Origin of the sequence: Frigoribacterium sp. R86507 (assembly GCF_044597695.1) — a bacterium.
Taxonomy (GTDB): domain Bacteria; phylum Actinomycetota; class Actinomycetes; order Actinomycetales; family Microbacteriaceae; genus Frigoribacterium.
The window spans coordinates 636270-659370 of the sequence record NZ_CP139002.1; the positions used below are offsets into that span (position 1 = coordinate 636270).

Here is a 23101-nt window from a genome sequence, read left to right on the forward strand (position 1 = left end):
TGCCTTCGGGGCGGGCGAAGCCCGAGCGGAACGCGAAGACGGCCGCCTGCACGCGGGTGCGGCTGTCGGTCTTGGCGAGCAGGCTCGAGATGTGGCTCTTCACGGTGTCCGTCGGGACGACCCCGACACGTCCCGGCCTCCTCCGAAGGGATGGTCCCGAGGCGATGCGCCCGGGTGCTCACCGGCCCTGGCCGTCCTTCGGACGCCACGGGGCAGGAGGAAGCGTGGGCACGAGCCGAGGCTACGGCACGACCGGCGAGCGGGTGGCTCGCCCGGGCACGCCGCCGCTTCCACCACGCCAGGAGGTGGGCACGGCGCCAGGCTTCGTCAGGGTGCTGTGCCCATCTCGTGGTGCTGTGCCGTCTGAGGGTGCTGACCGGCCTGCCGTGTCGCGCCGCGTCAGGCGCCGTCGACGACCGCCGTGCCGTCTCCGAGGCGGCGGACGATGCCGTCCCGGGTCACGATGACCAGGTGCTGCCCCCAGAACTGATAGGTCAGCACGTCGTCGCGGGACGTCCGCCAGAGCTCTCGGTGGCTGGAGCGGTCGAGGGCGACGACGGCCGACCGCCCGTCGACCCCGAGGGTCTGCTGGTAGACGGTCGTGCGCCCCTGGGCCAGCGGTGCCGAGTACCCCGGCAGGGTCGCCTCGAAGACCACGCGCCCGTCGTCCGCGTCGAACGTCGTCACGGTCGACGTCTCGTCACCGAAGCCGTTGGACGGTGAGACGGTGACCTGCACCTCGTCGAACGGGGAGCTCGGCGAGGGGTTCCACCCCGACTGCACCGTCTGACCGCTGGCGACGGGGACCGTCGTCGACCACACGGTCTCGCCCGTCGAGGGCGACAGGCAGGTGACCGAGGCACGACCCACGGGTTCGTCCGCCTCGGCGGTGTCGCCCGCGTCGTCCGAGCCCCTCGGCCCCGCGACCACCGGGTCACCGCTCGCGACGGTGGACGTGACCGTGACGCACCGGTCCGACACGATCAACGAGGCGTCGCCCGACAGGTCGGCCGTCCAGTCCACGGTGCCCGGCCGGTCCTGCGAGAAGGCGACGAGCTGCTGCCCGGAGGGTGCGGCGAGCGTCACGACCACGTGGTCGCCGGCCGCCTCGGGCCAGCCGTACGTGTCGTCGTCGATCGGCAGACGGTGCTCGTCGCCGGTGGCGGCGTCGACCACCCGTGACCCGTCGCCGGCCGTCGTCAGCAGGTAGAGCTCGTCGTCGACGAGCCTCACGGTGGCCTGCGACGGTTCGTCGCCCTGCCACGAGACGGTGTCGAGATCGTCGAGGACGCGGAGCTCGAACCGCGTCACGTCGTCCTCGTCGGTGGTCGGCCCCGAGCCGTCGGGCCCGAACCGCGACCGGGGCTGGTGCGAGACCAGGACCGTCGTCGTCGAGACCTCCTCGATGCGCGTCACCAGGTCGTCGTCGGTGGACTCGACGGACGCGGACCGATCGGTCACCTCGCCCGTCCGCAGGTCCATCCGGGCCAGGGTCGAACCGGTGTCGCCCTGGACGACCAGGGTAGCCACGCGTCCGTCGGCGTCCGGGGTCACCGAGACCGACCGCACCGCCCGACCGAGGGCCGTGGCCACGTTCGCACTCCACACCACGTCGCCGGTGTCGGCGTCGACCCGGGCCAGGCGTCCCCCGGCACCGCCGCAGCGGTCGGACTGCTCGGCCGACTGGGCGGAGACGAGAGCGTCGTCGCCGACCATCCCGGCGAACGCGTAGTAGGCGCAGCCCGAGGGCATGCCGGGGGTGGCCGCGCCGGCCAGGTCGGTCTGCCAGACGGTCGTCGTGGGCTCGCCGCGCAGGTCGTCGACCAGCATCGCGGGCCGCACCGGCTCGTCGTACCGCGGTTGCATCGCGAGACCCGCGCCGGCGACGAGTGCGGTCACCACGGCGACGGCGCCGACCGTCAGCCCCAGGCGGCGAGCCCGGGAGGCGCGGGTCCAGACCCGGCGCAGCGCACGACCCGCCCGACGGCCGGCCGCCTGCAGCGGTGGCGGCTGCGCGCGCCTCCCTGCCCCGGCCGGCTCCACCCCGTCGGCCTCGTCGCGAGCATCGGCGTCGGCACGGGTGTCGGCGCGAGCGTGGGAGTCGGCACGGGCATCGCGGTCGGGGAGGCGTTCGGCACCCGAGGCGGGCTCCGTCGGGGAGCCGGCCCGCGCCTCCCACGCTGCCGCCGGGCGCTCAGGGCGCTCGGGCTGCCACGACCGTCCGTCCACGATGCCCCTCCCGCCCGCCATGCTACGAGACGCGGCCGGTCCGCCGGTATGCTGGCGCGTCGTCCCCCGAGACGGGGCCACACCATCGCCCGCACCACACCAGGAGGCAGCATGAGCACCGTCCCCAAGGCCCGGGGGCTCAGCACCCTGTGGCGCACCAAGTCGGTCGAGTCGTCGCTCGCCGACTCGACGGGGCCCGAGAACGGGCTGAAGCGGTCGCTCGGCGTCACCGACCTGACCCTCATGGGCATCGCCGTCGCGGTCGGGGCCGGCATCTTCTCGGTGGGCGCCAACGCGGCCGCGAACTTCGCGGGCCCGGGCGTCACGCTGTCGTTCATCCTCGCGGCCGTCACCTGCGGCCTGGCCATCATGTGTTACGCCGAGTTCGCCTCGACCATCCCCGTCGCGGGCAGCGCGTACACCTTCACCTACGCCACCCTCGGCGAGTTCCTGGCCTGGATCATCGGATGGGACCTCATCCTCGAGACCCTCACCGGCGCGGCCGTGCTGGCCAAGTACTGGGGCATCTACCTCAGCACCGTGTTCTCCGGTTTCGGTCTCGACGTGCCCGACACCCTGCCGCTCGGGCCGCTCGAGCTGAGCTGGGCGCCGTTCGTCATCGTCGCGTTCTTCACCGTGCTGCTCGTCCTGGGCACGCAGCTCAGCTCGCGCGTCGGCAGCGTCTTCACGGTGATCAAGGTCGCGATCGTGCTGTTCGTCATCGTGGTCGGCTTCTTCTTCGTCAAGGCGTCGAACTACACGCCGTTCGTCCCCGCGTCGCAGCCCCGCCCGGCCGGTGAGGGAGACGTCTGGACGCAGTCCCTGTTCTCGTTCGTCTCGGGCGCAGAGCCCGCGCAGTACGGCGTCTTCGGCCTGCTCGCCGGTGCCTCGCTCGTCTTCTTCGCCTTCATCGGGTTCGACGTCGTCGCGACCAGCGCCGAAGAGGTCAAGAACCCGCAGAAGACCATGCCCCGCGGCATCTTCCTGGGCCTCGCCATCGTCACCGTGCTCTACGTGATGGTCTCCATCGTGCTCACCGGCATGGTGTCGTACCGCGACCTCGCCGCCGTCGAGGCCCCGACCCTCGCCACGGCCTTCGACCTCGTCGGAGTCGGCTGGGCGGCCCAGGTCATCGCGATCGGCGCCCTGATCGGCCTGACGACCGTCATCATGGTGCTGCTGCTCGGCCTCGCCCGCATCGTCTTCTCGATGGCGCGCGACGGCCTGCTGCCCCGCTGGCTCGCGAAGACCTCGGCCGTCCGCAAGACGCCCGTGCGCGTCCAGGTGATCGCCGGCGTGGTTGTCGCCCTGATCGCCGGCTTCACCGACGTCGGCGTCCTGGAAGAGATGATCAACATCGGCACGCTGTCGGCCTTCGTGCTGGTCAGCATCGGTGTCATCGTGCTGCGGCGCACCCGTCCCGACCTGCCTCGCGCGTTCCGGGTGCCGCTGTCGCCCGTGCTCCCGATCCTGTCGGCGGTGCTCTGCGTCTGGTTGATGTTCAACCTGACCACCCTCACCTGGGCGCGCTTCGCCGTGTGGCTCGTGATCGGCGTCGTCGTGTACTTCGCGTACGGGCGTCGGCACTCGCGGGTCGGGCTCGGCGAGGACGCCGCCGCCCCGGCACCCGCCGTCGACGCCGGTGACCGGCCGCACTGAGCGGCATCGCCGATCGACGAAGAACCCCGCTCCGTGCGGGGAACCCCGAATCTTCGGGGTTCATCGTCCGGAACGGGGTTCTTCGCGCTGTGCCAGGGGGGTGACCGGCGCAGGGGCTGACCGGCGCAGGGGGTGACCGGCGCGGCCGGGCCGAACCGCGCCTCCTCGGGGTCAGGAGGCGCGGGACAGCGAAGGAGGCGCGGCGCCGGTCAGGAGGCGGGGGGCGTGTCGAGCGCGTCGACGGCGGCGACGACCTCGTCGACCTCGGTGCGGGTCGTGTAGTCGACGTGGACGTCGGCGAATACGACCTTGCCGTCACGGTCGACGACGAGGACGGTCGGGAAGGGCACGTCGGCGGTCGCGTCGGCGTTGCTGTCGGCGACGTCGAAACCGAGGTCGGAGTGCACCGCGCGGGCGGCCGCGACCGGCTCGGTCTGGATGCCCAGGGCCCGGACGAGCACGTTGCCCGGGTCGGACAACACGGGGAACTCGAGTCCGCCGTTCGCGACGGACTGCTCGCTGCCCTCGGGGGTCTGCGGGCTGATCGCGACCAGGGCGACGCCGCGCTCGCGCAGCTCGGGCAGCAGGTCGGCCTGGTAGGTCTTGAGCGTCAGGTTGCAGTACGGGCACCAGGCACCGCGGTAGAAGACCAGGACGGCCGGGCCCTCGCCGACGGTCTCCGACAGAGAGATCTCGTCACCGGCGGTCGTCACGAGCGTCGCGTCCACGATGGTGTCGCCCACCCGGACGGCGGCCGCGGGGACCCCCGAGTCGCGCAGTCCCGACTGCTCGTCGTCGAAGACCTTCGTGGCGTCCACGCCGATCTGGGCGTTGAAGCCCTCATTGAACTCGGTCACCTGGTCGGCGATGCGGGTGGGGGCGCTGGAGTCGGCGTTCGACATGGAGTTCCTCTCGACCGGGGCGGTGCTGCTCGGGGCTGTGCTGACCGGGGCGGTGCGGACCACGGCAGGGCCGACCGGGTTCGGGCCGGCCGCCTCGATCGAGGGTAGGCGGATCGGCGCCCCGTCGTCCGCACCCGGCACGTTCTCGTTCGCAAACGTCCGGCCGGGCGCGGAGGCGCGGGTCGATCAGGCCGCGCGTCGCTCGAGCAGGTCGAGGGCGGCGACGATCTCGTCCACCTCGGTGCGCGTCGTGTAGTCGGTGTGGACGTCGGCGAAGACGACGACCCCGTCGTGGTCGACGACGAGCACGGTCGGGAACGGGATGTCGCCCGTCGCGTCGGCGTTGCTGTCGGCGACGTCGAACCCGAGCTGGGTGTGGACGGCGCGGGCGTCGGCACTCGGTTCGGTGCGGATGCCGAGGGCACCACTGAGCACGTTGCCCGGGTCGGACAACACCGGGAACTCGAGGCTGCCGTTCGTCGCCGACGCCTCGGAGCCCTCGGGGGTCTGGGGGCTGATCGCGACGAGCGCGACGCCGCGCTCACGGAGTCGGGGCAGCAACTCGGCCTGGTAGGTCTTGAGCGTCAGGTTGCAGTACGGGCACCAGGCACCGCGGTAGAAGACGAGCACGGCCGGCCCCTCGCCGACGGTCTCGGCGAGTGAGACCTCGGTGCCCTGCGGTGTCAGCAGCGTCGCCTCGACGACGGTGTCGCCGGGCTTCACGGCGTCGTCGGGCACGCCGGCCTCGCGCAGGGCGCTCTGCTCGTCGTCGAAGACCTTCGTGAAGTCGGGGCCGATCTGCGCGGTGAAGCCTTGGTTGAAGTCGGCCACCTGGTCGGCGATGGTGGTGACGGGGCCGGGGGTGCTGCTGGAGCTGGGGCTGCTGGGGGTGCTGGCGGTCTCGGGGGTGTTGGTGTTCGACATGGTCGTCCTCTCGCGCTGACGGGCTCGCCGGGTACGGCCGTCGGGTGCCGCCGATCGTAGGCACGTCACCTCGGACCGACGCCGAGCCGCGTCACGGGACGTCACACGCGGCCGGACGTCTGGGCGCTTGGGCGCTCGGGCGCTCGGGTGCTCGGGCGTTGCCCTGCCGATCGACCCTGCATCGCGGCACTGCTCGGCCGCCGACCCATTCCGCCACGATGTGAACATCCCGCCACACGATTGCGTGGCGGGATGTTTACATCGTGGCGGCGTGGCGGCGTGGCGGCCTGCCGGTCGGGCAGGCGACCTCAGCTCTGGCAGTGCGGGCACCAGTAGGTGTCGCGCAGCTCGAGTTCGCTCTCGCCGAGCTCGCCCCGCAGGATCTTCGTGCCGCAGCGCAGGCACGGCTTGCCCGCCCGGCCGTAGACCCAGTCCGTCGTGCCGCGGAGGTTGCCGGTCGTGGTGCGGTCCACCCTGTCTTTGTTGGCCTGGATCAGCCGGTGCGCGAGGTCGATCATCTTGGGTCGGTTCTCGACCTCGTCGACGGGACGCGTCGGCAGCACGCCCCGGAGGAAGCAGAGCTCGTTGCGGTACACGTTGCCCACCCCGGCGAGCACCCGTTGGTCGAGCAGCGCGAGTCCGACCTCGCGGGCCGGGTCGGACTCGAGGTTGGCGAGGGCCCGCGCGGCGTCCCAGTCGGGGCCGAGCAGGTCGGGGCCGAGGTACGAGACCACGCTGTCGTCGGCGTCGCGGGCCACGAGCTCGACGATGCCGAGGTCGAACCCGACGGCGACCCAGTCGGCGGTCTCGAGCACCACGCGCGCCTGGTAGGCGGGGCGCTTCCACTTCGTGCCGTGCCGGTAGACGTGCCACGAGCCCTCCATCTTGAGGTGCGTGTGCAGCGTCAGGTCGCCGATGTGGTGCAGCAGGTGCTTGCCGCGCGCGATGACGTCGTCGATCACCTCACCGCTGAGGTCGACGGTGGCGAACGCAGGCACCCGGAAGTCGCTGGCGGTGAGCGTCTGGCCGTGCAGCACCGCGTCGAGGTTCTTGGCGGCGCGGTAGACGGTGTCTCCTTCGGGCATCGGTCAGGCCCTCAGCCGGATGCCGCTCGGCGTCGGCGCGAATCCTGCGTCACGCAGGGCGTCGCCGAGGGCGGTGCCCAGCACGAACTCGCCGTCGACCCGTTCGACCGCGAGCTTGCCGATGCGGTTGCGCACGGTGGCGGCCAGCGAGCCCGCGGCCAGGGCGAGCTCGCGTTCGTCCTGCTCGCCGAAGGTGAGCACGGTCTTGCCGCCGCGTTCGACGTAGACGACGAGTCGTCCGTCGACGAGCACCACGAGCGAACCGGCCTTGCGCCCCGGGCGGTGACCCGATTTCTTCTTGCCGCCCGCGCCTCCGGACGTGTCGTTCGTCGCGCGGTCGCCACCCCCCGAGGAGGCGCGGGTCGCCTCACCCGCGGAGTCCGCCTCGGCGCGCGTCCCGGCTCCCGTCGCCGTGGTCGCCGCCGCGGCGGTGGCGGCTCGTGCCGCCGCGCTCGCGACGGCCGCGGCTTCGTCGGCGGAGACCCCGTCGAGCGTCTGCCCCGGCCACGGCAGGGCGGCGCCGTAGGGGTTCGCCGGGTCGGTGGCGGCCAGGGTCACCACGGGCACGTCGCGCTGACGACCCGCGGCGACGAGGGTGTCGTCGTCGCGGCGGTCGCCCTCGTCGCGGACGAACGACCGCAGGCGGTCGACCGTCGGCCCGGTCGCGAACTGCGCCGCTCCGAGGCCCTCGACGAAGTAGCCGCGGCGGGCCCGCCCCGTCTCTTCGAAGCCGCTGAGCACCTTGTAGGCCGTCGAGAAGCCGCCACGGACGCCCTCGTTGACGACGGCGCCTCGGGTGACGACGCCGTGCCGTTCGAGCAGGATCTCGGCCGTCGCGGCGGCACGGACGGTGCCGTCGGGTTCGGCCAGGGGCAGCAGCGACCAGCGTCCGCCTACCGTCGGCGGGCCCGCCTGGCGCGGCATGGCGACCCGGCCGCGGCTGCGGTACGACGAGCGCGACCGCGTCGGGGTGCGCGGCCTCGGCGTGCGACCGCCGCCGACCTGGGTGCGCAGGGGAGCGAAGGTGTCGTTGGTGATCTGCCCCGCCCAGACGAGCTGCCAGATGGCGGTGACGAGCGAGTCGTCGTCGGTGCTGCCGACGGCGTCGGAGAGCTGCCGGAAGAAGTACGCCCCGCCGCCGGCCAGGGCGGCGAGCACCTCGCGTTGCAGGTCGTCGGTCTCGGCCCCGGACGGTTCGGGCAGGGTGACCTGGGCGCCGTCGGCGAGGTGCAGGCTGACCCAGCCGTCGTTGCCGGGCAGGGTGCCGGTGCCCGACCAGATGACGTCGCCGGTGGCGGTGAGCTCGTCGAGCATCGACGGGTTGTAGTCGGTCACGCGGGCAGGCAGGATCAGGGACTCCCACGCCGAGGCGGGCAGCGAGACCCCGCTGAGCTGATCGACGACTTGCACCACGCCGTCGAGGCCCCGCAGCCCCGAACCCTTGAGCCCGGTGGCGACGTGCTGCCAGGCGGGAAGGAAGCGTCCGAGCGTCTCGGGGGCGACGGGTTCGACCTCGTGCCGCAGGGCGGCCAGCGACTTGCCGCGGAGGCGACGCAGCACCTCGGAGTCGCACCACTCGCTGCCCTGCTGCCGGGGCCGGAACTCGCCCTCGACGACGCGACGCTGGGTGGCGAGCTTGCGCAGGGTGTCCATCACGACGGCGGTGCCGAGGCCGAGACGGTCGGCGACCATGGCGGGGGTGAAGGGCCCGTGGGTGCGGGCGAACCGGCCGATCAGGTCGCCCAGCGGGTCGTCGACCGGTTCGACGAACGCGGTCGGCACGCCGATCGGCAGGGCGACGCCGAGGGCGTCCCGAAGGCGCGAGGCGTCCTCGATGCCGGCCCACCGCACGGTGCCGGCGTGGGTGAAGCGCAGGACGCGGTTCGACCACGCGAGGTCGGTCAGGGCGGTCTCGAGCGCGCGGTGCGCGTCGTCGCGGGCTGCGACGTCGCCGGCGACGAGGGTCGCCGCGAGCCAGCTGCGGTCGATGATCTCGTCGGTGGTCAGCGGGCCGAGCAGGCGCAGCAGGTCGACGACGCCCTCGATGTCGCGGGCCCGGCGGTCGGGAGCGAGGCGCTGCAGTTCGAGTTCGTGCTGGTCGATGACGTCGGCGTCGAGCAGCTCGCGCAGCTCGGCCCGGCCGAGCAGCTCTTGCAGCAGGCTCGAGTCGAGCGACAGGGCCGCCGCACGCCGCTCGGCGAGGGGCGAGTCGCCCTCGTACATGAAGGCGGCGACGTAGCCGAAGAGCAGCGACCGGGCGAAGGGCGAGGGCACCTCGGTCTCGGTCTCGACGATGCGCACGGTGCGGCTCGCGAGGTCGCGGGTGAGGCTCATCAGGGCCGGCAGGTCGTACACGTCTTGCAGCACCTCGCGGACGGCCTCGAGCACGATCGGGAACTGTGGGTACTTGCGGGCGACGTCGAGCAGCTGCGACGACCGCTGGCGTTGCTGCCAGAGCGGCGACCGCTTGCCGGGGTTGTACCGGGGCAGCAGCAGCGCCCGGGCGGCGCACTCGCGGAAGCGCGACGAGAACAGGGCGGAGCCGCCGACCTCTTCGGTGACGATCTCGTCGAGGTCGTCGAGCTCGAACGAGAACAACTCGGCCCCGGGAGGCTCGGCGTCGGTGTCGGGGATGCGCACGACGATGCCGTCGTCGGCGGCCATCGCGCCTCCGTCGACCCCGAGCTGGTCGCGGATGCGCGCCGAGACCGCCAGGGCCCACGGAGCGTGCACCTGCATGCCGTACGGCGAGTGCAGGATCAGGCGCCAGTCGCCGAGCTCGTCGCGGAAGCGCTCGACCACGAGGGTGGTGTCGGTCGGCACGTACGACGTGGCGGCCTTCTGCTCGGCGAGGAACGCGATGAGGTTGCGTGCCGCCCGTTCGTCGAGGCCGCCGGCCGCGACGCGGGTGGTGGCGTCGGCCTCGCTCGAGTTCGACAGTTCGCGGATGTAGCCGCCGATGGCTTTGCCGAGCTCGGCGGGGCGCCCGATGCCGTCGCCCTTCCAGAAGGGCACACGACCGGGCTGGCCGTAGGCCGGCGAGACGAGCACGCGGTCGTGGGTGATGTCCTCGATGCGCCAGCTCGTCGCCCCGAGGGCGAAGACGTCGCCGACCCGGGACTCGTAGACCATCTCTTCGTCGAGCTCGCCGACGCGGGCGGCCTTCTCGCCGACCATGAACACGCCGAAGAGGCCCCGGTCGGGGATGGTGCCGCCGCTCGTCACGGCGAGGCGTTGGGCGCCGGGGCGGCCGGTCAGCGTGCCGTGGACGCGGTCCCAGACAATGCGGGGCCGCAGTTCGGCGAACTCGTCGGACGGGTACTTGCCGCTGAGCAGGTCGAGGGTGGCGTCGAAGGCGGAGCGGGGCAGGGTGGCGAAGGGGGCGCTGCGACGCACGGTGTCGAACCAGGCGTCGGCGTCGAGTTCGTCGAGGGCGACGGCCGCGACGGTCTGCTGGGCCAGCACGTCGAGGGGGTTGGTCGGCACGCGCAGCTCTTCGATGAGCCCGGCGACCATGCGCTCGGCGGCGACGGCGGAGTGGATCAGGTCGGCCCGGTGCTTGGGGAACAGCACGCCCCGTGAGGTCTCGCCGACCTGGTGCCCGGCGCGGCCGACGCGCTGCAGCCCGCTGGCGACGGAGGGCGGCGACTCGACCTGGATGACCAGGTCGACCGCACCCATGTCGATGCCGAGCTCGAGCGAGCTCGTGGCGACGACGCAGCGCAGCCGGCCGCTCTTGAGGTCGTCCTCGATCAGGGCGCGTTGGTCTTTCGACACCGACCCGTGGTGGGCACGGGCGAGCAGGGGGTCGCTGCCCGCGGTCTGCCCCGACCCGCCCATGAGCTGGGCCGGTGCCCCGCCTCCGACGGCCGGGTTGCGCGGCGCGGCGGGTGCCGGGGCGAAGGGGTCGACGGTGTCGGCGGCCGAGTCGTCGCCGACGGTACCGGCCGTGACCAGCTCGCCCCGCGCCTCCTCGGTCGCGCGCACGGCGGCCTCGAGGTCGCCGCCCTGGCGTTCGATCCAGATGTCGTTGAGGCGGGCCGTGAGGCGTTCGGCCAGGCGACGCGAGTTCGAGAAGACGATGGTCGAGCGGTGCGCGGCGATCAGGTCGACGATGCCCTCTTCGACGTGCGGCCAGATGGAGCCCTGCGGTGCGGCGCCGGCGGCCGACCCTTCGAGCGGGGCGGCGGTGCCGAGCTCGGTCATGTCGTCGACGGGCACGACGACGCGCAGGTCGAACTTCTTGTCGGCGCGCGGGTTGACGATGGTGACGGGTGCCGGCCCGGCCAGGAATCGGGCGACCTCTTCGGGCGGGCGCACGGTCGCGCTGAGGCCGATGCGCTGGGCCGGCTTGTCGAGCAGGGCGTCGAGGCGCTCGAGCGAGAGGGCGAGGTGGGCGCCGCGTTTGGTGGAGGCGACGGCGTGGACCTCGTCGATGATGACGGTCTGCACGCCCTTGAGGGTCTCGCGCGCCTGCGAGGTGAGCATGAGGTAGAGCGACTCGGGCGTCGTGATGAGGATGTCGGTCGGGGTGCGGGCGAGCCGGCCGCGGTCGCTCGAGCTCGTGTCGCCCGAGCGCACGCCCACCGTGATGTCGGGAGCCTCGGTGCCCAGGCGGCGGGCGGTCTGGGTGATGCCCACGAGCGGCGAGCGGAGGTTGCGCTCGACGTCGACGCCGAGCGCCTTGAGCGGAGAGATGTAGAGCACGCGGGTGCGGTGCAGCTTCTCGTCGGGCGGGGGCGACGAGGCCAGCGAGTCGATCGACCAGAGGAACGAGGCGAGCGTCTTGCCCGAGCCGGTCGGCGCGATGACGAGGGCGTGGTCGCCTTGGCTGATGGCCGTCCAAGCGCCCTCTTGCGCCCGGGTCGGCGCGGCGAAGGCCCCCCGGAACCACTCGCGGGTCGCGGGGGAGAAACGGTCGAGCACGTCGGTCATCGCTGCCATCCTGCTCTGCACCACCGACATTCCGCCGGGGGGTCAGCCCAGCACGGTGGCCTCGCCCCGGCGTCCTGAGCGCGCGGCGAACGCATCCAGCGCCTCGAGGACCTCGTCCGCCCGCCAGATCGTGCCCATCTTGTACTCGGCCTTCTGCTTCAGTACTCCGGATTCGACCAGCCGTCGGAGCAGGGGGTAGACGTTGCTCGGGGTGAGCGAGAGCCGCGAAGCGGCCGTCGTGGCGTCGAGGACGGGTTGGTGGACGAGCAGGTCGAGCAGGCGCCAGACCGAGGAGTCGCGTCGTGCGGTCACGCGGGCAGACCAGGACGCTCGGACGTCGTGGAGGTCGTCGACGAGCGTCCGGGCGTTCGCGACCGCCCGGAGGGACGCTTCGGCCGTCAACCGCACGATCGGGTCGAGCTCGCCCGCGCGGTAGGCCTTCAAGGCCCGGTGGTAGGCGTCGACGTCGGTCAGCAGACCCGCCGAGACCGGCACCGTCACGGACCGTGTGACCCCCTTGGACCGCAGCATCGCCTGGGTCAGGGATCGCCCCGTCCGACCGTTGCCGTCGGTGAACGGGTGGATGGTCTCGAACTGGGCGTGGGTCACGGCGGTCTGGACGAGGACGGGTAGGTCGTCGCGTCGTGCGAACGTCAGGCAGTCGTCGAGCAGGCCCGGGACCCGTTCGCTGACGGGGGCGACGAACTCGGCGCCGACGGGGCTGGCGCTGCTGCGGCCGATCCAGACCTGCTCGGTCCGAAGGGCGCCGGGCGTGTGCCGCGCGTCCGACGCCATCAGCGTGGCGTGCATCGTGAGGACGGAGGCGCGGGTCAACTCGTCGGCCAGGTCGATCGCCGCCGACACGGCCCGCGTGTTCGCCGCGATCAGGGTCGCGTTGCGCTTGCGTTCGTCCCCGAGTTCGGCAGAGAACACGGATCGGGCGTTCGCGGTCAGGTTCTCGATGCGCGACGAGGCGACGGCCTCGCTGCGCAGCAGGAGCGGGGCGAAGGCCGCCACCTCGCCGCCGAGGGTGGCATCGAAGCGGGTCAGTTCGAGAGAGGCGTCCTCGGCGAGAGCGGCGACCTCGGGAGACGGAGAGGGGTCGAGTGCGCCGATCAGTGGGGGCACCGCCGCACGGAACACGGCCGGGCGGAACAGCTCGGTGCGCAGCCCGGCCGTCGGGCGCCCGGACGGCACCCACGCGACCTCCTCGTGGTCGAGTGGAGGCCAGATGGCGGTCACGACACCTCACAAGTCAGAATCCGGTCACATCGCTTTATGACTTACGATGCTAAGTCATAATCTCCCGTGTCGAGATTACGGTTCGAGGCCTCGCGGCGCAACGCTCGCCGGCCGTGTCGGCCGCCCCGGCTACGGTGGGCGCATGCCGAACCTGCTCCATCTCGACTCGTCCGCCGACCTCACCACGAGCCGCTCGCGCGCGATCACCGCGGCGTTCGCCGACGCCTGGCGCGACCTCGGCGCCGACCACACGGTCACCCGCCGAGACCTGCACGTCGACCCGCTGCCGCACCTGAGCGACAGTGCGTTGCACTGGCCGCCGCGCCTCCGTCAGCCGGGCGACGCCCCCGACCCCGCCCACGAGGCCCTGCAGCAGGCCCTCGTCGCCGAACTCGTCGCCGCCGACGTCGTGCTGATCGGTGCCCCGCTCTACAACTACTCGCTGCCCTCGACGCTCAAGGCCTGGGTCGACAACATCCACCTGCCCGGCGTCACCGCGCCCTTCGACGGCGACGACCAGCAGCCGATGCTCGGGCGACCCGCGGTCGTCGTGACCAGCCGCGGCGGCGTCTACGACGCGGGCACGCCCACGGCCGGCTGGGACCACGCCACCCCGGTCCTCGACATCGTCCTGGGGGCGACGCTCGGCATGCGCGTCGAGACGATCGCCACGAACCTCACGCTCAGCGACCGGCTCCCGATGCCCGAGGCGGCCCGCGAGCGGGCCACGCGCGAACTGCGAGAGGCGAAGGAGGCGGCGGTCGCCTCGGCCCGCCGCCTCGGCTGACCATGTCGTCGCGTCGACGAGGCGGCCGTCGGGCCGGGGCCGCGCGCCGGCTGAAGTCGATCGTCGCCCGCGTGTTCGGCATGCTGGCCGCGGCGCTCGCCATCATCGGCCTCGTGCGGCTGCTGCAGGGACAGGCCGGGTTCGGTGCCGCCTTCCTCTTCGCGGGCTTCGTCTCGGTCGTCGTGTCGTACGCCCTCGTGCGCAGCGTGAACGCGTCCCGACGCTGACCGCACCTGCGGCTGAGGCTGCGCCTGCATCTGCATCTGCATCTGCATCTGCATCTGGGTCACCCGTCGGGCGGCGTGGCTAGGCTCGACGACATGCAGAGCCGCACCCTCGGAACCCGTTCATCCTTCCTCGCCGACCGCCCCGTCTCGGTCATCGGCCTCGGCACCTGGCAGCTCGGTGCCGACTGGGGTGACGTCAGCGAGAGCGACGCGCTCGACGTGCTGGGCGCCTCCGTCGAGTCCGGGGTGACGTTCTTCGACACCGCCGACGTCTACGGTGACGGGCGCAGCGAGCAGATCATCGGCCGCTTCCGCGCGTCGAACCCCGACGTCCCTCTGACGGTCGCCACGAAGATGGGCCGCCGGCTCGACCAGGTGCCGTCGAACTACGTCCGCGACAACTTCGTGGCCTGGACCGACCGGTCACGCCGCAACCTCGGCGTCGACACCCTCGACCTCGTACAGTTGCACTGCCCGCCCACCCCCGTCTTCGAGAGCGACGCCGTCTACGACGCCCTCGACGAGCTGGTCGAGAACGGGGCGATCCGCGCCTACGGCGTCAGCGTCGAAGAGACCGCACAGGCCCTGACCGCCATCGCCCGCCCGAACCTCTCGATCGTGCAGATCATCTTCAACGCGTTCCGTCTCAAGCCCCTCGACGAGGTGCTGCCGGCCGCGCGACGCGCCGGCGTCGGCATCATCGCCCGGGTCCCCCTCGCGAGCGGGCTGCTCTCGGGCAAGTACACGACCGAGACGACGTTCGCCGAGAACGACCACCGCACCTACAACCGGCACGGCGAGGCGTTCGACCAGGGCGAGACCTTCAGCGGCGTCGACTTCGAGCAGGGCGTCGCCGCCGCGCAGGAGTTCGCCGCGGCCGTCCCCGACGGAGTCACCGTGCCGCAGGCCGCCCTCGCCTGGATCGTCGAGCAGCCGGGCGTCAGCACGGTCATCCCCGGCGCGCGCAACGTCGCTCAGGCCACGGCGAACGCGGCGGCCGGAAGCGTCGGTGACCTCGCCGACGGGCTCGACAGCGAGGTCGTCCGCATCTACGACCAGTACTTCCGCGAGGCCGTCCACCCCCGCTGGTAGTCCGAGCGGGTCGACCCGGCCGGTTCCCGCTCGGTGTCGCCGAGCCGGGCCCGGCGGGGAACCCCGTCGGGTCAGCGCTCGCGCGGTGACACGAGTCGCCCGACCAGCGCGACGCCCGACCCGATGATCAGTCCGCCGACCACGTCGGACGTCCAGTGCGCCCCCACGTGGAGGCGCGACCACGAGACGGCGCCGGCCAGCGGCAACAGGGCTGCCGCGGCACCCGGCGACTCGATCGCCACACCCGTGACGAAGCCGGCGGCACAGGCCGCGTGGCCGGACGGGAACGACGCGGACAGCGGTTGGCTGCGCAGGCGTCGTTCGATCGGGACGTCGTCGATCAGCGGACGGTTGCCGCCGAAGATGCGCTTGCCGACGATGTTCGCCATGGCGCTCGCAAAGCCGAGCGACAGCGTGCCCCGCACGGCGGCGCGACGCTGGCCCACGAGGGCGAGGCCTGCGGCGACCGCGGCCCACAACAGCCCGTGGTCGGCGAAGTGGCTGAGACGGCTGAGGTTGCGGTCGACGACCGGCACCCCTCGGACCGAGTTGATGCGTTTGGCGGCCCGGCGGTCGGCGCGCAGCACCCAGGCGGGCAGGACCTGACGGGGAGTCTCGGAAGGCAGTGGCAGCAGGGGCACGCGACCACCGTATCTTTCCCCGGGGGCCGCGCCGCGCCTCCTCGGCTCGGCTCGGCGTGCTGCGACCCGCGACGTCGCTCCGGGCAGGGGTACAAGCTGGGCCGGCGCACCCCGGCCGCCGCGTACACCGGGGGACATGGCAGACAACATGTACACCCCGCAGAACCCCGTCACCCAGTACCCGCAGCCGCCCTTCGAGCACCAGCAGCAGAGCGCTCCCGGCGACGTCCACGCCATGAAGCCCGAGCCCGACCACGGCGAGACCAGCTACGTCGGCAGCGGTCGCCTCGCCGGCCGCAAGGCCCTCGTCACCGGTGCCGACAGCGGCATCGGTCGCGCCACGGCCATCGCCTTCGCCCGCGAGGGAGCAGACGTCGCGCTGAGCTACCTCGCCGAGGAGCAGTCGCAGGCCGAAGAGGTCGCCGCGCTCGTCCGAGACGCCGGTCGCACCGCCGTCCTGCTGCCCGGTGACCTGCAGGTCGAGCAGACCAACGCGGACATCGTCGAGAAGACCGTCGCCGAGCTGGGCGGCCTCGACATCCTGGCGATCATCGCCGGCGTCATGCCGACCGTCAGCAGCATCGACGACTTCGAGACCGAGACGCTCGACCACGTCCTCAAGGCCAACATCTACCCGCTGTTCTGGCTGACCAAGGCCGCCTCGAAGCACCTGAAGCCGGGGGCGTCGATCATCACGACCTCGTCGATCCAGGGCTTCCAGCCGTCGCCCGACCTCGCCGAGTACGCCGTGTCGAAGGCCGGCATCGCGAACTGGACCCGCGCCATGGCCCAGCAGCTCGCCGAGCGCGGCATCCGCGTCAACGGCGTCGCGCCCGGCCCCGTGTGGACGCCGCTGCAGCCCGCGTTCGTGCCGAACGAGAAGATCGAGAGCTTCGGCTCGGAGGCCGCCTACGGTCGCCCCGGCCAGGCCGTCGAGCTGGCCCCGTCGTTCGTGTTCCTGGCCAGCCAGGAGTCGAGCTACATCAGCGGTGAGACCATCGCCGTGACGGGTGGCACGCCGATCCACTAGATCGCCGACCCACCCTCGAGGACGCCGTCGAGTGGACCGGACACCGTCGAACACCTCGGTGCCCCGTTCGCCGGGCGGCGTTCTCGTGCGCCGGGCGGGCCCGGCTCAGGGGTGCCGGACGCCCTCGCCCGCGATCACGGCACGGTACCCCTCGCGGAAGGTCGGATACGCGAAGTCGAACCCGGAGCCGCGCAGTCGCGCGTTCGACAACCGCTTGTCGCCGCCCGCCTGACGGCCCCGAGGAGGCGCGCTCGGCGGCACGGGCACCCCCAGTTCGTCGGCCACGAACGTCAGCACGTCGTCGAGCCTCGACGGCTCGTCGTCGACCCCCACGTACAGGACGTCGGTCGGCTCCGGGGTGGTGGTGAGGTGCACGATCGCGGTCGCCGCGTCGTCCCGGTGGATGCGGTTCGTGTGCGGCGAGCTGCCCGCCGGCTCGGCCAGTCTCGCCTCGCCGTCGCGGACCTGGGTGATGAGTCGTTCCCTGCCCGGACCGTAGATGCCGCCGAGGCGGAGCACGACGCCGTCGGGCCGACGTTCGTGCAGCAGGGCCTCGGCCTCGAGGATCACCTCGGCCGTCGGTGAGGCCCCCGTCGCCGGAGTCGCCTCGTCGACGACGCTGCCGTCGTCGACGTCGTACACGGCGGTCGACGAGACGAACAGCACCCGGGCGTCGACCGCCCCGGCCTCGTCGAGTGCGTCGAGGACGGTGCGCAGACCGTCGACGTAGGACGCCCGGTAGGTGGCAACGTCGCGCGACCCGGCCGAGAGGGCGACGACGACGACCTCGGTGTCGGCGGGGAGCGTGGGGCGGGTGGTGCTCAGGTCGATCGAGACGCCCTCGATCGAGGCCGGGAGCTTGCCTGCCGAGCGGCGGAGGCCGAGGACGCGGTGCCCGAGGGCGACGAACCGCAGGGCGGCCTCGGTGCCGAGGTCGCCGCAACCGGCGAGGACGACGGTCATCGGGTCACCTCGTCGTCGGCTGCGGTCGGTGCGTCGGCGAACCGGTCGGTCGCCGCGATCAGCGCGTCGAGGATGCCAGGCTCGTCGAACGCGTGCCCGGCGTCGTCGACCAGGACGAACTCGGCGTCGGGCAGGGCCGCGTGCAGGTCGAAGGCCGTGGTCGCCGGAGTGCACAGGTCGTAGCGACCCTGCACGATGACCGTCGGGATGTGCGCGACGAGGTGCGCGTCACGGATGAGCTGGCCCTCGTCGAGGAAGCCGCGGTGGACGAAGTAGTGGTTCTCGATGCGGGCGAAGGCCAGGGAGAACGCCGGGTCGGAGTACCGCTCGACCAGGTCGGGTCGGGGCAGCAGGGTGATCGCCGAGGCCTCCCACGACGACCACGCGACGGCGGCCGGCCCGTGCACGGCCGGGTCGGGGTCGGCGAGCAGACGCGAATAGGCCTCGATCAGTCCGCCCGGTCGGCGTTCGTCGACCGGCACCGGGGCGAGGTAGCCCTGCCACCGGTCGGGCAGCACGTTCGACGCCGGACCCTCGTAGAACCAGTCGAGCTCGCTCTGTCGCAGCGTGAAGATGCCGCGCAGCACGAGCTCGGTGACCCGGTCGGGATGGGTCTCGGCGTAGGCGAGCGCCAGGGTCGACCCCCACGAGCCGCCGAACACCTGCCAGCGGTCGATGCCCAGGTGCTCGCGCAACGTCTCGAGGTCGGCCACGAGGTGCGGCGTCGTGTTCGTCGAGAGGTCGGTGCCGAAGGTGCCCGCGTGCGGCGTGCTGCGTCCCGCCCCGCGCTGGTCGAGCAGCACGATGCGGTACCTCCGCGGGTCGAACAGGCGGCGGTGCGCGGGCGACGACCCACTGCCGGGCCCGCCGTGCAGGAAGACCACCGGCTTGCCGTCGGGGTCTCCGCATTCCTCCCACCAGACGTGCTGGCCGTCACCGACGTCGAGCAGGCCGGAGTCGTACGGTTCGATCTCGGGGTAGAGCGGGGGCATGCCGACGAGCGTAGCCGTGGGTGCCGACACCGGCAGGGGAGGCGCGGCGCCTGTGGGGGGCGACCCGCGCCTCCTCGTCCGGGGACGAGCCGTCGACCGAAGGACGGCGGTCGCCGGACTCAGAGAAGGGCGACGGTCAGATCGTCCTCGACGCCGTCGAACCACCGGTCGAGCACCGCCCGGAACGCGGGCTCGGACGGGTCGGCCCGGCCGAAGAGGGTCATCGACGACCGCAGCTTGAGGGCGTCGATCCCGCCCATCAGGTCGTCGACGCTCGCTGCGTCCGCTGCTGCGGCCAGACCCGCCGCCTCCCGCAGCCGCGGGCCGAGGACGGGGTGCGCGAGGTAGGCCCGCGCCTCGTCGAGCGAACGGATCGCGTAGGTGCGATCCATGCCGCTGCGGCCGAGGCCGGCGATCTGCGGGAAGACGAACCACATCCAGTGCGACGACTTCCGCCCCCGGCGCAGCTCGGCGAGGGCCCGGTCGTGGGTGCCGCCGGCGTCCTGCGCGTCGACGAACCGGTCGAGGTCGAAGGGGTCGCTCATCGACCCGTTCTACGCCTCGTGGGTCGGGTCGTCGCCCCCTGGCGCGGCTGCGGATGACGGCGCTAGTCTGGTCGGCTGCCCTGCCGGGCGGCGGACGACGTCCCCGCCTCGACCCCGGAGCCCCCGTGACCGACATCGTGATCGACGAACTCGTCGTTCCCCGCACGCTCGAGCCCCGTCCCGCCGCCGACCGCGACGCAGACGCGGACACCGCCCCCGACCGCGCCGACCGCGCCGCGCGCGTCGCCGCCTACGTCGAGGCGATCGCCCTCGAGAACGCCGTCCAGACCGAGGTGCTCGGTTTCGGCGACCTCGACTTCGCTCCGGCCGAACAGCTGCCGCAGTGGCACGACCCGTTCACGCCGCGGCGACTGTTCGTGGTGCGGGCCGCGGGCCGCATCGTCGGCCAGGCCACCTACGAGACGCTCGCCGACCCGGCGGTCACGACCTGCTGGCTCTGGGTCGCCGTCGCCCCCGAGCACCGCCGCCGGGGCCTCGGCACGGCCCTGCTCGACCACCTCGAGGCCGTCGCCCGCGCCGCCGGCCGCACCGACGCGATCGCCTTCGTGGCCTCCGGCCAGGGCGTCGCCTCGGGCCAGGACGTGGCGTCCGGCCAGGGCGGGGCCTCGGGCCAGGGCGCCACCGCAAGCCAGGGCGCCACCGCAGGCTCGGCCCCCGCGACCGCCCCGGCCGACCGCCTCGAGGCCTCGACCGGTCACGGCTGGGTGCCCCGCGCCTCCTCGGAGGTCCGGTTCGCGCTCTCGCGCGGCTACGCGCTCGGCCAGGTCGAGCGCATCAGCCGCCTGCCGCTGCCGGTGGACGAGGAGGCGCTGGCCGCGATCCGCTCCGAGGCGCTCGCCGCGGCGGGGGACGAGTACCGCGTCCACACCTGGTCGGGCCCCACTCCCCGGCGCTGGCAGTCCGACGTCGCGGCCATGGCGACCGCCCTGAGCACCGACGCGCCGATGGGCGACGTGCCCGAGCCGGAGGACGTCTGGACCGTCGAACGCCTCGTCGAAGCCGAGCAGCGACGGGCCACGAGCGGGCGTGCCTCGCTGACCGCGGCGGTCGAGCACGTGCCGACGGGCCGCCTCGTCGCGTGCTCCGACCTCGCGGTGCCCGACGACGCGGCGCGGCCAGCGATGCAGCAGATGACCCTCGTGCGGCGGGAGCACCGCGGGCACCGGCTGGGCTGGCTGGTGAAGGTCGCGAACCTCGACCGGTTGGCCGTGGAGAAGCCGGGCCGGCCGGCCGTGCTGACGTTCAACGCCGAGGAGAACCGTCCCATGCTCGCCGTCAACGAAGCCGTCGGGTTCGTGCCGATCGGCGTCGAAGGGGTGTGGCACCGGCCGCTCTGAGTTGCGGCGCCGGGCTGACAGGCGGCGCGGCTCCCCGGGGTGCCGGAACCGGAATCGGACCAGCCGCTCGGGTCGGCGTGTGCCGAACCCGACCGGTGGCGAGCCCCTGGCGTGCCGAACCCGACCGGCAGCACGCCCCTGGCGTGCCGAACCCGACCGGCAGCACGCCCCTGGGTGTGCACAACCCGACATCGCCGCGACGACGCGCCGCTCATGTCCGCCGTCGCCCGGCGTGTCGAAGTCCGGTTGTCGCGATTTGCACACCGAGACGGTGATACCGGGGCAGGGGCAGGGGCAGGGGCAGGGGCAGGGGCAGGGGCAGGGCCGCGACGCGGGGGAGCAGGCGGCTCAGGCGACGAAGTCGGCGCTGACCTCGGCGGAGACCTCGATGTCGTCGGGGTGCAGGTCGAAGGTGACGGGGTCGCCCGACGAGAACGTCGCGACGGCTCGGGCCAGGCCGAACGGGCTGCCGCCACCGGGAGCACCCGGCCGCAGCCCCGGCTCGAACACCGACTGCAGCGTCGGCTGCCCGAGCCCGAGCGCCTCGGCGTAGTCGCCGGCCCTGGTGACGGCGTCGGCGACGGCGGCGACCCGAACGGCCTTCTCGACCTCGGGTCGGCGGGCGTGGCTGAGCGACCACTCGATCCGGTCGACGGTCACGCCCGGTTCGAGAGCGACGTCGCCCACCCACGACGCCAACGCGTCGAAGTCGCTGAACCGCACGTCGACGGCGGCCCGGGTGCGGAACCGCACCCCCGAGGAGGCGCGGGTCGTGTCGCCCCCGTCACCCCGGTCGGTCGCCGCCTCGGTCTCGACCGCGACCGTGACGCTCCGGGCGCTCCACCAGGTGGCTGCCTCCTGGCGGCGCCAGGCCGTCGCCTGCTCGGTGAGGCGGGAGTGCACGGCGGCGGTGTCGCGGACGACCTTCTCGCGGTCGTCACCGTCGAAGCCCACGGTGAGGTGGACGACACCGCGCTCGGCACGGTGGCGGTGGGTGGCGGAACCGGACACCGAGAGCGTCGCCATCGCGCGCCTCCTTCGTTCGTCGGGGGTGAGGGGCCGGGGCGGGCCGCGGATCAGTCGGTGGAGTCGGCGCCGGCGACCGACACGGGTGCGTCGGCGTCGACGACCGGGGCGGCGGTCACGCGGCCGATGAACGCGTTGAGATCGTCGAGCTCTTCTTGCGAGATGCCGTGGGCCAGACCCGGGTACACGGTCTGTTCGGCGTCGGCGTGCGCCTCGAGCCAGGCCGAGGTGCGCTCGACGGCGTCGGCGGGGATGACCTGGTCGACGTCGCCGCGACCGTAGAAGACCGACGGGCGGAGGGCCGCCACGGCGTCGTCCCGTGCGGCTGCGCGCTCGAGCGTGGCGTCGTCACCTGCGGCGGGGACCACGAACCCGGCGAGCACGGCGGCGAACGCGAACCGCTCGGGCGCGTGCCGCACCAGCTGCAGCGAGAGCGAACCGCCTTGCGAGAAGCCGAGCAGGCTAACGCTCGGGTGAGCGGTCGCCAGGGAGTCGAGCCAGGCGAGCACGGCGTCGGCCGCGTCGTCGACGGCACCCGGGTCGGGCGCACCGGGCGTCGAGAGCGGGTACCACGAGAAGCCGTCACCGTGAGGCAGAGGTGCCCGCAGCGACGCCGCCACGAAGTGCTGCGGCAGGTAGGGAGCGAGGCCGATCAGGTCGCCCTCGTGCGAGCCCACGCCGTGCAGCAGCACGAGCAGTGGCCGCCCGTCGCGCTCGGCCTCGACGGCGGACCACTGGACGAGGGACGGGTCGATCTGCACCATGGGCCGAGCCTAGCGACGGGTGGCGACATCGGGGCCGGTGCTGTTCGCCCGTAGCGTCACGTCACGCGATCGGGCCGTCGAGCCGGTAAGAATGGGCCATGAGCTCCGTGCGGACACCCGACCCCGACCCCAATCCCGGCTGGCTCTCGGAGGACGAGCTCTTCCAGGCGCGGCAGCACCTGCCGATCCTCTACGTCGAGGCCGTGCCCGTGCGCACCGACGGCATGGGGGTCGTGACCGAGGTCGGAGTGCTGCTCCGCGCCTCCGACGAGGGGTCGATCTCGCGCATGCTCGTCTCGGGCCGGGTGATGTACGGCGAGAGCCTGCGCACCGCCCTGTTCCGTCACCTCGAGAAAGACCTCGGGCCGATGGCCTTCCCGCAGCTGCCGCCGTCGCCGGTGCCGTTCCAGGTCGCCGAGTACTTCCCGCTGCCCGGCTCGTCGGTCTACACCGACCCCCGTCAGCACGCCGTGTCGCTCGCCTACGTGGTGCCCGTGACCGGCACCTGCGACCCGCGGCAGGACGCCCTCGAGCTCACCTGGCTGACGCCGCACCAGGCCGCCTCCGACGAGGTCGCCGCCGAGATGGAGGGCGGCCGCGGCACCCTGCTGCGCAGCGCCCTCGCCTCCGTCGGCGCCCTGCACTAGCCCCGGCGCGCAACACCCCCGAACCGGCGCGACACCCTCGGATCGCGGGGTGT

At 73.0% G+C, this 23101-nt stretch carries 19 protein-coding genes; 7 read left to right on the forward strand and 12 right to left on the reverse strand.

The annotated features are described in order from the left end of the window. Positions 1-399: 399 nt before the first annotated feature. A complete protein-coding gene (locus SJY14_RS03170) occupies positions 400-2229 on the reverse strand; it encodes a PQQ-binding-like beta-propeller repeat protein (RefSeq protein WP_396599773.1) in 1830 nt (609 codons plus the stop codon). Between the two features lie 111 nt (positions 2230-2340). Here SJY14_RS03170 and SJY14_RS03175 point away from each other — a divergent pair, with 111 nt between their 5' ends. Continuing rightward, positions 2341-3888 carry an APC family permease gene (locus tag SJY14_RS03175; protein WP_396599774.1) on the forward strand — a complete coding sequence of 516 codons (1548 nt, stop codon included), beginning with the start codon at positions 2341-2343 and terminating at the stop codon, positions 3886-3888. A gap of 209 nt (positions 3889-4097) precedes the next feature. On the opposite strand, the gene SJY14_RS03180 is transcribed toward SJY14_RS03175, so the two are convergent. From SJY14_RS03180 to SJY14_RS03200, 5 genes are all read right to left on the reverse strand, one after another. Beyond that, the gene (locus SJY14_RS03180; RefSeq protein WP_396599775.1) at positions 4098-4790 is read right to left on the reverse strand and encodes a peroxiredoxin-like family protein; all 693 of its coding nucleotides are present in this window, start codon (positions 4788-4790) and stop codon (positions 4098-4100) included. A 186-nt stretch (positions 4791-4976) separates the two neighbouring features. Then, complete coding sequence (locus tag SJY14_RS03185) at positions 4977-5714, reverse strand: peroxiredoxin-like family protein (RefSeq protein WP_396599776.1); 738 nt, start codon at positions 5712-5714, stop codon at positions 4977-4979. A gap of 308 nt (positions 5715-6022) precedes the next feature. Continuing rightward, complete coding sequence (locus tag SJY14_RS03190) at positions 6023-6799, reverse strand: DNA-formamidopyrimidine glycosylase family protein (RefSeq protein WP_396599777.1); 777 nt, start codon at positions 6797-6799, stop codon at positions 6023-6025. A 3-nt stretch (positions 6800-6802) separates the two neighbouring features. Then, positions 6803-11734: a DEAD/DEAH box helicase gene (locus tag SJY14_RS03195; protein WP_396599778.1), complete on the reverse strand. Its 4932-nt coding sequence runs from the start codon at positions 11732-11734 to the stop codon at positions 6803-6805. A gap of 42 nt (positions 11735-11776) precedes the next feature. Next, on the reverse strand, positions 11777-12976 hold the full coding sequence (locus SJY14_RS03200) for a Fic family protein (RefSeq protein WP_071256139.1): 1200 nt from the start codon (positions 12974-12976) through the stop codon (positions 11777-11779). 142 nt (positions 12977-13118) lie between these two features. Between SJY14_RS03200 and SJY14_RS03205 the strand changes: the two genes are divergently transcribed. From SJY14_RS03205 to SJY14_RS03215, 3 genes are all read left to right on the forward strand, one after another. Then, positions 13119-13763: an FMN-dependent NADH-azoreductase gene (locus tag SJY14_RS03205; protein ID WP_071256140.1), complete on the forward strand. Its 645-nt coding sequence runs from the start codon at positions 13119-13121 to the stop codon at positions 13761-13763. A gap of 2 nt (positions 13764-13765) precedes the next feature. Further along, the gene (locus SJY14_RS03210) at positions 13766-13990 is read left to right on the forward strand and encodes a hypothetical protein (RefSeq protein WP_055975237.1); all 225 of its coding nucleotides are present in this window, start codon (positions 13766-13768) and stop codon (positions 13988-13990) included. Between the two features lie 93 nt (positions 13991-14083). Then, positions 14084-15082: an aldo/keto reductase gene (locus SJY14_RS03215; protein WP_396599779.1), complete on the forward strand. Its 999-nt coding sequence runs from the start codon at positions 14084-14086 to the stop codon at positions 15080-15082. Between the two features lie 71 nt (positions 15083-15153). On the opposite strand, the gene SJY14_RS03220 is transcribed toward SJY14_RS03215, so the two are convergent. Next, complete coding sequence (locus tag SJY14_RS03220) at positions 15154-15723, reverse strand: phosphatase PAP2 family protein (protein ID WP_043595928.1); 570 nt, start codon at positions 15721-15723, stop codon at positions 15154-15156. Between the two features lie 136 nt (positions 15724-15859). Here SJY14_RS03220 and SJY14_RS03225 point away from each other — a divergent pair, with 136 nt between their 5' ends. Then, positions 15860-16753 (forward strand): SDR family oxidoreductase, encoded by an 894-nt coding sequence (locus tag SJY14_RS03225; protein WP_396599780.1) that lies wholly within the window; start codon positions 15860-15862, stop codon positions 16751-16753. A gap of 105 nt (positions 16754-16858) precedes the next feature. Here SJY14_RS03225 and SJY14_RS03230 read toward each other — a convergent pair whose 3' ends face one another. The 3 genes from SJY14_RS03230 to SJY14_RS03240 all read right to left on the reverse strand — a co-directional run bounded on the left by SJY14_RS03230 (position 16859) and on the right by SJY14_RS03240 (position 19253). Further along, complete coding sequence (locus SJY14_RS03230) at positions 16859-17716, reverse strand: NAD-dependent epimerase/dehydratase family protein (RefSeq protein ID WP_071256143.1); 858 nt, start codon at positions 17714-17716, stop codon at positions 16859-16861. Beyond that, a complete protein-coding gene (pip, locus tag SJY14_RS03235) occupies positions 17713-18708 on the reverse strand; it encodes a prolyl aminopeptidase (protein WP_071256144.1) in 996 nt (331 codons plus the stop codon). Before pip ends, SJY14_RS03230 begins: the two co-directional genes overlap by 4 nt. A 119-nt stretch (positions 18709-18827) precedes the next feature. Further along, positions 18828-19253: a DUF1810 domain-containing protein gene (locus SJY14_RS03240; protein ID WP_071256146.1), complete on the reverse strand. Its 426-nt coding sequence runs from the start codon at positions 19251-19253 to the stop codon at positions 18828-18830. 125 nt (positions 19254-19378) lie between these two features. Here SJY14_RS03240 and SJY14_RS03245 point away from each other — a divergent pair, with 125 nt between their 5' ends. Continuing rightward, positions 19379-20611: a GNAT family N-acetyltransferase gene (locus tag SJY14_RS03245; protein ID WP_071256148.1), complete on the forward strand. Its 1233-nt coding sequence runs from the start codon at positions 19379-19381 to the stop codon at positions 20609-20611. A 348-nt stretch (positions 20612-20959) separates the two neighbouring features. On the opposite strand, the gene SJY14_RS03250 is transcribed toward SJY14_RS03245, so the two are convergent. Beyond that, positions 20960-21637: an SIMPL domain-containing protein gene (locus SJY14_RS03250; protein WP_396599781.1), complete on the reverse strand. Its 678-nt coding sequence runs from the start codon at positions 21635-21637 to the stop codon at positions 20960-20962. A 50-nt stretch (positions 21638-21687) separates the two neighbouring features. Beyond that, positions 21688-22401: an alpha/beta hydrolase gene (locus SJY14_RS03255; RefSeq protein WP_396599782.1), complete on the reverse strand. Its 714-nt coding sequence runs from the start codon at positions 22399-22401 to the stop codon at positions 21688-21690. A gap of 98 nt (positions 22402-22499) precedes the next feature. On the opposite strand from SJY14_RS03255, the gene SJY14_RS03260 reads away from it, so the two are divergent. Further along, positions 22500-23048: an NUDIX hydrolase family protein gene (locus SJY14_RS03260; protein ID WP_043595902.1), complete on the forward strand. Its 549-nt coding sequence runs from the start codon at positions 22500-22502 to the stop codon at positions 23046-23048. The last annotated feature ends 53 nt before the right edge of the window (positions 23049-23101 follow it).

Excerpts from the sequence above, each read along its gene's own strand:
- SJY14_RS03175 (WP_396599774.1), top strand. The coding sequence starts at position 2,341 with ATGAGCACCGTCCCCAAGGCCCGGGGGCTCAGCACCCTGTGGCGCACC.
- SJY14_RS03180 (WP_396599775.1), bottom strand. The coding sequence starts at position 4,790 with ATGTCGAACGCCGACTCCAGCGCCCCCACCCGCATCGCCGACCAGGTG.
- SJY14_RS03185 (WP_396599776.1), bottom strand. The coding sequence starts at position 5,714 with ATGTCGAACACCAACACCCCCGAGACCGCCAGCACCCCCAGCAGCCCC.
- SJY14_RS03190 (WP_396599777.1), bottom strand. The coding sequence starts at position 6,799 with ATGCCCGAAGGAGACACCGTCTACCGCGCCGCCAAGAACCTCGACGCG.
- SJY14_RS03195 (WP_396599778.1), bottom strand. The coding sequence starts at position 11,734 with ATGACCGACGTGCTCGACCGTTTCTCCCCCGCGACCCGCGAGTGGTTC.
- SJY14_RS03205 (WP_071256140.1), top strand. The coding sequence starts at position 13,119 with ATGCCGAACCTGCTCCATCTCGACTCGTCCGCCGACCTCACCACGAGC.
- SJY14_RS03210 (WP_055975237.1), top strand. The coding sequence starts at position 13,766 with ATGTCGTCGCGTCGACGAGGCGGCCGTCGGGCCGGGGCCGCGCGCCGG.
- SJY14_RS03215 (WP_396599779.1), top strand. The coding sequence starts at position 14,084 with ATGCAGAGCCGCACCCTCGGAACCCGTTCATCCTTCCTCGCCGACCGC.
- SJY14_RS03225 (WP_396599780.1), top strand. The coding sequence starts at position 15,860 with ATGGCAGACAACATGTACACCCCGCAGAACCCCGTCACCCAGTACCCG.
- SJY14_RS03230 (WP_071256143.1), bottom strand. The coding sequence starts at position 17,716 with ATGACCGTCGTCCTCGCCGGTTGCGGCGACCTCGGCACCGAGGCCGCC.
- pip (WP_071256144.1), bottom strand. The coding sequence starts at position 18,708 with ATGCCCCCGCTCTACCCCGAGATCGAACCGTACGACTCCGGCCTGCTC.
- SJY14_RS03240 (WP_071256146.1), bottom strand. The coding sequence starts at position 19,253 with ATGAGCGACCCCTTCGACCTCGACCGGTTCGTCGACGCGCAGGACGCC.
- SJY14_RS03250 (WP_396599781.1), bottom strand. The coding sequence starts at position 21,637 with ATGGCGACGCTCTCGGTGTCCGGTTCCGCCACCCACCGCCACCGTGCC.
- SJY14_RS03255 (WP_396599782.1), bottom strand. The coding sequence starts at position 22,401 with ATGGTGCAGATCGACCCGTCCCTCGTCCAGTGGTCCGCCGTCGAGGCC.
- SJY14_RS03260 (WP_043595902.1), top strand. The coding sequence starts at position 22,500 with ATGAGCTCCGTGCGGACACCCGACCCCGACCCCAATCCCGGCTGGCTC.